Source organism: Glaciecola sp. MF2-115, assembly GCF_047250385.1.
Lineage (GTDB): Bacteria > Pseudomonadota > Gammaproteobacteria > Enterobacterales > Alteromonadaceae > Glaciecola.
In genome coordinates this window covers 130,866-138,727 of sequence record NZ_JBLBVM010000046.1, presented here as the reverse complement: position 1 = coordinate 138,727, position 7,862 = coordinate 130,866, and the positions used below count along the sequence as shown (strand labels likewise).

Below are 7,862 nucleotides of genomic sequence, written 5' to 3'. Positions count from 1 at the left end.
GCGCTCTTCTGGAGCGTTGTCGATTTGATCAAATGCTTGAGCGGAACCGCCGTAAGTCTTTGCTAGTACCGACGTGATTGCCGCTGTAAGAGTTGTTTTACCGTGGTCAACGTGGCCGATAGTACCAACGTTTACGTGTGGTTTATTACGTTCAAACTTCTGCTTTGCCATTTTCTTTATTTCCTAAGTTTATTATTCGTTCCAATATTGGAGTGAACTGAACTTCTATAGTTTAAATTAAAATTAAAATTGTTTACATACGGGTGTTGATTATTGCCGTAGCGACATTAGTCGGTGCTTCCGCATATTTATAAAATTCCATTGAGTATGACGCCCGACCTTGCGTTGCAGAACGCAAAGCGGTGGCATATCCAAACATCTCCGAAAGCGGTACTTTAGCACGCACAATCTTAATGCCTGCTACACCCTCTTCCATACCTTCAATCATCCCTCGACGGCGGTTTAGGTCTCCGACTACATCACCCATCCAATCTTCAGGAGTGGTTACTTCAACCTGCATAGTCGGTTCAAGCAACACAGGGTTGGCATCAGCCATCCCATTCTTGAAACCCATCGAAGCAGCAATTTTAAACGCCATTTCCGAAGAGTCAACATCGTGGTAAGAACCATCGAATAAGGTTACTTTGATGTCTAGTACAGGATAGCCTGCTAGTACACCATTTTGCATCTGTTCCTCGATGCCTTTATCAACTGCTGGAATGAACTCTTTTGGCACTGTGCCACCAACAATTGCGTTAACAAATTCGTATCCAGCGCCTTCTTCGTTTGGTTCAACTTTCAACCAAACATGACCATATTGGCCTTTACCACCAGATTGACGAACAAACTTACCTTCGACTTCAACAGCCTTGCGAATAGTTTCACGATAAGCAACTTGTGGATTACCCACGTTGCATTCCACGTTAAACTCTCGCTTCATACGATCAACAATGATATCTAAATGAAGTTCACCCATTCCAGATATGATTGTTTGACCAGACTCTTCGTCGGTTTTCACTTTAAATGATGGATCTTCAGCCGTTAATTTACTTAAGGCTATGGCCATTCTTTCCTGATCCGCTGTAGATTTTGGTTCTACCGCAATTGAAATAACAGGATCTGGGAAGTCCATCTTTTCAAGTGTAATAATGTTATTCGGATCACACAAGGTTTCACCTGTGGTCACGTCTTTCAGACCGATCGCAGCAGCAATATCACCAGCGCGAACTTCTTTCAATTCAGCCCTATCGTTCGCGTGCATTTGCACCATACGCCCGATACGCTCTTTTTTGCCTTTAATTGGGTTGTAAACTGCATCACCCGTTTTGATCACACCCGAATAGCAACGGAAGAATGTAAGCGTGCCCACGAATGGGTCAGTTGCTATTTTAAATGCTAAGGCAGCAAATGGTGCGTTATCATCAGCTTCTCTAGATGACTCAGTCTCATCTTTGTCATTCAGAATGCCTTTGATTGCTGGTACTTCTGTTGGCGCTGGCAAATATTCCACAACAGCATCAAGCACGGCTTGAACACCTTTGTTTTTAAATGCAGAGCCACAACAAGCTAAAACGATCTCATTGCTGAGTGTTCTGATACGCAAACCTTCTTTGATTTCAGCTTCGGTAAGCTCTTCGCCACCCAAGTATTTTTCCATCAAATCATCATTTGCTTCAGCTGCTGCTTCTATCATCTCGGTACGGTACTTTTCAGCCTTCTCGAGATATTCGGCTGGAATCTCTTCATAGTTGAAGGTAAGCCCTTTATCGGCTTCATTCCAATTAATCGACTTCATCTTAATAAGGTCAATTACGCCTTTGAATTCTTCTTCTGCGCCAATATTTAATTGGATTGGTACACAGTTAGCGCCCAAACGTTTACGAATCTGATTCACAACACGTTCGAAGTCTGCGCCTGCACGGTCCATCTTATTGACGAAAACCATACGGGGTACATGATATTTATCGGCTTGACGCCATACCGTTTCTGATTGCGGCTCAACCCCTGAGGAACCACAAAAAACAACTACCGCACCATCTAAAACACGCAAAGAACGTTCAACTTCAATCGTGAAGTCAACGTGTCCTGGCGTATCTATAATGTTGATACGGTGTTGATCAAACTGCTGCTGCATACCTGCCCAAAAGCAAGTAGTTGCAGCAGAAGTTATAGTAATGCCACGTTCCTGTTCTTGTTCCATCCAATCCATAGTGGCAGCGCCATCATGAACTTCGCCGATTTTATGTGAAATACCGGTATAGAATAAAACACGCTCAGTCGTTGTGGTTTTACCCGCATCAACATGCGCAACAATACCAATGTTACGGTAGCGTTCAATAGGTGTAGTACGTGGCATACTTCTCTCTTTTTCCGTAAAGTTCGAGTGATTAACTCAAGACTACCAACGGTAGTGAGCAAAGGCTTTGTTAGCTTCTGCCATGCGGTGAACGTCTTCACGTTTCTTAACCGCACTACCTTTGTTATCTTGTGCATCAATCATTTCAGCTGCTAAACGCTGTGCCATGGATTTCTCACCACGTTTACGTGCCGCATCAACCATCCAACGCATACCTAGCGCGTTACGACGAACTGGACGAACTTCTACTGGTACTTGGTACGTAGAACCACCAACACGACGAGATTTAACCTCGACCGTAGGGCGGATGTTCTCTAGTGCATCTTCAAACACTTCTAGATGTGGTTTGCCGGTTTTTTCAGCAACAATTTCAAGGGCACCGTAAACGATTTTTTCAGCGGTGGACTTCTTGCCGTCGAGCATTACGACATTCATGAACTTAGCAAGCAACTGTGATCCGAACTTAGGATCTGGTAGGATTTTTCGTTGACCTACAACTCTTCTTCTTGGCATCTTAATTCTCCGTGGAATTCAGGTATAACCCAAAACTCTAATTTAATAGTTTGGCCTTACTAACGGAGAACCGTTAAGACTTAGGCCTTTTTGCGCCGTATTTAGAACGGGCTTGTCTACGATCGTTTACACCAGCGCAATCCAAAGTACCGCGGACTGTGTGATAACGAACACCTGGTAAATCTTTTACACGACCACCGCGGATAAGTACCACGCTGTGCTCTTGTAAGTTGTGACCTTCACCACCAATGTATGAAGACACTTCAAAACCGTTTGTTAGGCGAACACGACATACTTTACGTAGTGCAGAGTTCGGCTTTTTAGGCGTAGTAGTATATACGCGAGTACATACACCACGACGTTGTGGGCATGCTTGTAAAGCAGCTACGTTCGATTTCTCGACCGGCTTTTTACGTGGCTTGCGCACTAACTGGTTAACTGTTGCCATTAACTAGCTCCTGATTAAAAATTAATTCCCAACAAATAAATTCGCTCTTGCGATTTACCGTTGAGTTCTATTGTAGGCATATTCCATAATTGAATACCAATTAATGAAATAGAGCCTACTGCTCGTTAGCCCAATGAGATCAACGTTTTTTGTCATATTTTAAAAACAAAAAACCGCAACTTCATTTTACCAAAACATGTGATTGGCAAAATTGGGTCGCGGAATGTTATAGATCAAAGGCCCTAATGTCAAGCGGGGAGCATGTTTTCACATACTCCCCGCTTCAATTTATAGACATTTTACTTTTGTCGTTTTACTCAGCGCTATCATCACCTGCATTGAGCAAGTCTGAAATTGCTTGTGCAGCTTCATCAGCAGCCATTGAAGGCTCGACTGGTTCAAGTTGCGCGGCAAACTGAGCAGCTTTTCTAGCAGCACGTTTTTGGTGATACGAGAAACCAGTACCAGCTGGGATCAAGCGACCAACAATAACGTTCTCTTTCAAGCCACGTAAATCATCTTCTTTACCTTGTACTGCAGCTTCCGTTAACACACGAGTTGTTTCTTGGAATGATGCAGCTGAAATGAATGATTCAGTCGACAATGAAGCTTTAGTAATACCTAGTAGCTGTGTTTCATAGCCAGCTGGGATCTTACCTTGTTTTTCCATTTCACGGTTAGCGATCTTAACTTGAGAAACCTCAACTTGCTCGCCTTCTAAGAACTGGGTATCACCAGGAGACGTAATCATACACTTACGTAACATTTGGCGAATAACAACTTCGATGTGCTTATCGTTAATTTTTACACCTTGTAAACGGTATACTTCTTGTACTTCGTTTACGATGTAATTAGAAACAGCACTGATGCCTCGTAAGCGCAAGATATCATGTGGAGACTCAGGTCCGTCAGCAATAACTTCACCTTTCTCTACAGATTCACCTTCATATACATTCAGGTTACGCCACTTAGGAATCATCTCTTCGTAATGATCTTGACCTTTTGGTGTGATTGTAAGACGCTTCTTACCTTTTGTTTCTTTACCGAAACCGATAACACCAGAAACTTCAGCAAGAATCGCAGGCTCTTTAGGCTTACGCGCTTCAAACAAGTCAGCAACACGTGGAAGACCACCGGTGATGTCTCGAGTTTTCGAACTTTCTTGAGGTATACGTGCTAACACGTCACCTTCTTTCGCCAATTTACCATCTGTTGCTTCAATAGTAGTGAAGCTTGGTAAACGTATTTCTTGAAGACCAAATTCTGGATTATCAAGAATAAGCTTAGGCTCTTTAGCGTTTGCTTTAGAAAGATCTTTAACAACGATACGAGTCAAACCAGTTAATTCGTCTTGTTGCATTTCTGTGTTTGAATCGTCAATGTCAGCGAAGCTGATCTTAGAATCACGCTCAGTCACGATTGGGTGACTATGCGGGTCCCAGTTAGCGACGATATCGCCAGAAGTAATCGAAGCACCATCATCAACACTCAACACAGCACCGTAAGGTACTCTATAACGCTCTTTCTCACGACCTTGGTCGTCGATAACCGTTAATTCAGTTGAACGTGAAATGATAACCACTTTCTTATCAGAGTTACGTACGAATTTCGCGTTAGAGAATTTCAATGTACCCGTTGTCTTAACTTGTACGTTGTTTTCTGCTGTTGCACGAGATGCCGCACCACCGATGTGGAATGTACGCATCGTTAACTGTGTACCTGGCTCACCGATTGACTGAGCGGCGATAACACCGACAGATTCACCAGAACCAACCATGTGGCCACGAGCTAGGTCACGACCATAACAGTTGGCACATACACCAAAGTCATTTTCGCAAGTGATAACCGAGCGAACCATAATTTGGTCTACTGAGTTACTTTCTAGCATGTCAACAAGTGCTTCATCGAGAAGAACGTTACGTTCAACCAATACTTCATCAGTACCTGGCTTCACAACGTCTTCAGCAACAACACGACCTAGAACACGTTCGCGTAGTGCTTCAACAACATCACCACCTTCGATTAACGGCGTCATTTTAACACCATCGAATGTGCCACAATCATCGTTATTGATAACCAAATCTTGTGCAACGTCAACTAGACGACGAGTTAGGTAACCCGAGTTAGCTGTTTTCAATGCCGTATCGGCCAAACCTTTACGAGCACCGTGAGTAGAGATAAAGTACTGAAGTACGTTTAGACCTTCACGGAAGTTAGCGGTAATTGGTGTTTCGATGATTGAACCATCTGGTTTAGCCATCAAGCCACGCATACCAGCCAACTGACGAATCTGAGCGGCACTACCACGAGCACCTGAGTCAGCCATCATGTAAACTGAGTTAAATGATGTTTGCTCTTCTTCTTCGCCGTTCTTATTAATAACGGTTTCAGTCTTCAAGTTATCCATCATCGCTTTCGCAACAGTTTCATTGGCAGTAGACCAAATATCGATAACTTTGTTGTAACGCTCACCGGCAGTTACTAGACCTGATTGGAACTGCTCTTGAATTTCGATCACTTCCGCTTCTGCAGCATCGATGATGTCTTTCTTCGCATCTGGAATAACCATGTCATCAATACCAACTGAAGCACCCGCGATCATCGCGTAGTGGAAACCGGTATACATGATTTGGTCAGCTGCGATTACAGTGTCCTTCAAACCAAGAGTACGGTAGCAAGTGTTCAACAATTGTGAAATTTGCTTCTTACCCATTGCTTGGTTGATGATTTCAAAAGGTAAACCTTTTGGAAGAGTCAAAGAGAAAATAGCACGACCAACAGTAGTGTCTGTCAGTGTTACTTTTTCAACTTTAGTACCGTCTTCTTGAACATCAAACTCAGTGATACGAACTTTAACGCGAGCGTGTAGCTCAGCGTTGCCTGTACGATACGCTTTTTCAGCTTCGTGCGGGCTAGTAAATACCATGTCTTCGCCTAAACCATTAACACGGTCACGCGTTAAGTAGTAAAGACCCAATACAACGTCCTGTGAAGGAACGATAATTGGCTCACCGTTTGCTGGTGAAAGAATGTTGTTAGTCGACATCATCAATGCACGAGACTCTAACTGAGCTTCGATAGTCAATGGTACGTGAACCGCCATTTGGTCACCATCGAAGTCGGCGTTATAGGCCGCACATACTAATGGGTGCAATTGAATAGCTTTACCTTCAATCAAGGTAGGTTCAAACGCTTGGATACCTAGTCTGTGAAGAGTAGGTGCACGGTTAAGTAATACTGGATGTTCACGAATTACTTCGTCAAGAACGTCCCATACTTCCGGTGCTTCACGTTCAACTAATTTCTTAGCTGCTTTAATTGTTGTTGCTAAACCACGGCCTTCAAGTTTGCCATAGATAAACGGCTTGAATAACTCAAGTGCCATTTTCTTAGGTAAACCACACTGGTGTAAACGCAATGTAGGACCAACAGTAATTACAGAACGACCAGAGTAGTCAACACGCTTACCAAGTAAGTTTTGACGGAAACGACCTTGCTTACCTTTAATCATGTCAGCAAGTGATTTCAATGGACGCTTGTTAGAACCAGTAATAGCGCGACCACGACGACCATTATCAAGAAGAGCATCTACCGCTTCTTGAAGCATACGTTTTTCGTTACGTACTATGATGTCTGGTGCAGCAAGGTCTAGAAGACGCTTCAAACGGTTGTTACGGTTAATTACACGACGATATAAATCGTTCAAATCTGAAGTCGCGAAACGACCGCCATCTAGTGGTACTAGAGGACGTAATTCAGGTGGTAATACCGGCAATACTGTTAGGATCATCCACTCTGGCTTGTTACCAGACTGCTGGAAAGATTCTAACAATTTCAAACGCTTAGTAATTTTCTTACGCTTAGTCTCAGAGTTTATTGAAGGTAGTTCTTCACGCATGGCAGCAACATCTGCTTCAACGTCAAGTTGCTTAAGAAGTTCGAAAACTGCTTCTGCACCCATCTTCGCTTCAAACTCATCACCATGCTCTTCCAAAGAATCTAAATATTCTTCTTCAGTTAATAGTTGTCTTGCTTCAAGCTCTGTATAACCAGCTTCGGTTACTACGTATGATTCGAAATAAAGTACTCTTTCGATATCACGTAGTGTCATGTCCAACATCAATCCGATTCTTGACGGTAATGATTTTAGGAACCAAATGTGGGCAACTGGGCTTGCCAATTCGATGTGACCCATGCGCTCACGACGCACTTTAGTTAGGGTAACTTCAACACCACATTTTTCACAGATAACACCACGGTGCTTCAAACGCTTATATTTACCACATAAGCATTCGTAGTCTTTTACTGGACCGAATATACGTGCACAGAAAAGACCATCACGCTCAGGCTTGAACGTACGATAGTTTATCGTTTCAGGCTTTTTAACTTCACCAAAAGACCATGATCGAATCATGTCCGGTGAAGCAAGACCGATTTTGATATTATCGAATTCTTCGGTCTTGTTTTGTTGTTTAATAAACTTTAGTAAGTCTTTCACATTCCTCTCCCAACGGAGTCATTGTCACGACCCTGAATTCACCACAG

The 7,862-nt window shown here is 43.1% G+C and carries 5 protein-coding genes; all 5 read right to left on the bottom strand.

The annotated features are described in order from the left end of the window. The coding region (locus tag ACKLNX_RS07105) for a GTP-binding protein (RefSeq protein ID WP_412970809.1) at positions 1 to 171 on the bottom strand (171 nt) is incomplete at its 3' end. A gap of 82 nt (positions 172 to 253) precedes the next feature. Further along, positions 254 to 2,356 carry an elongation factor G gene (fusA, locus tag ACKLNX_RS07100; RefSeq protein WP_411694567.1) on the bottom strand — a complete coding sequence of 701 codons (2,103 nt, stop codon included), beginning with the start codon at positions 2,354 to 2,356 and terminating at the stop codon, positions 254 to 256. Positions 2,357 to 2,398: 42 nt separating this feature from the next. Continuing rightward, complete coding sequence (rpsG, locus tag ACKLNX_RS07095) at positions 2,399 to 2,869, bottom strand: 30S ribosomal protein S7 (RefSeq protein ID WP_411694566.1); 471 nt, start codon at positions 2,867 to 2,869, stop codon at positions 2,399 to 2,401. A 73-nt stretch (positions 2,870 to 2,942) separates the two neighbouring features. Next, complete coding sequence (gene rpsL / locus ACKLNX_RS07090) at positions 2,943 to 3,317, bottom strand: 30S ribosomal protein S12 (protein ID WP_195733806.1); 375 nt, start codon at positions 3,315 to 3,317, stop codon at positions 2,943 to 2,945. A gap of 313 nt (positions 3,318 to 3,630) precedes the next feature. Next, positions 3,631 to 7,815 (bottom strand): DNA-directed RNA polymerase subunit beta', encoded by a 4,185-nt coding sequence (rpoC, locus tag ACKLNX_RS07085; RefSeq protein ID WP_412971794.1) that lies wholly within the window; start codon positions 7,813 to 7,815, stop codon positions 3,631 to 3,633. Positions 7,816 to 7,862: the final 47 nt, after the last annotated feature.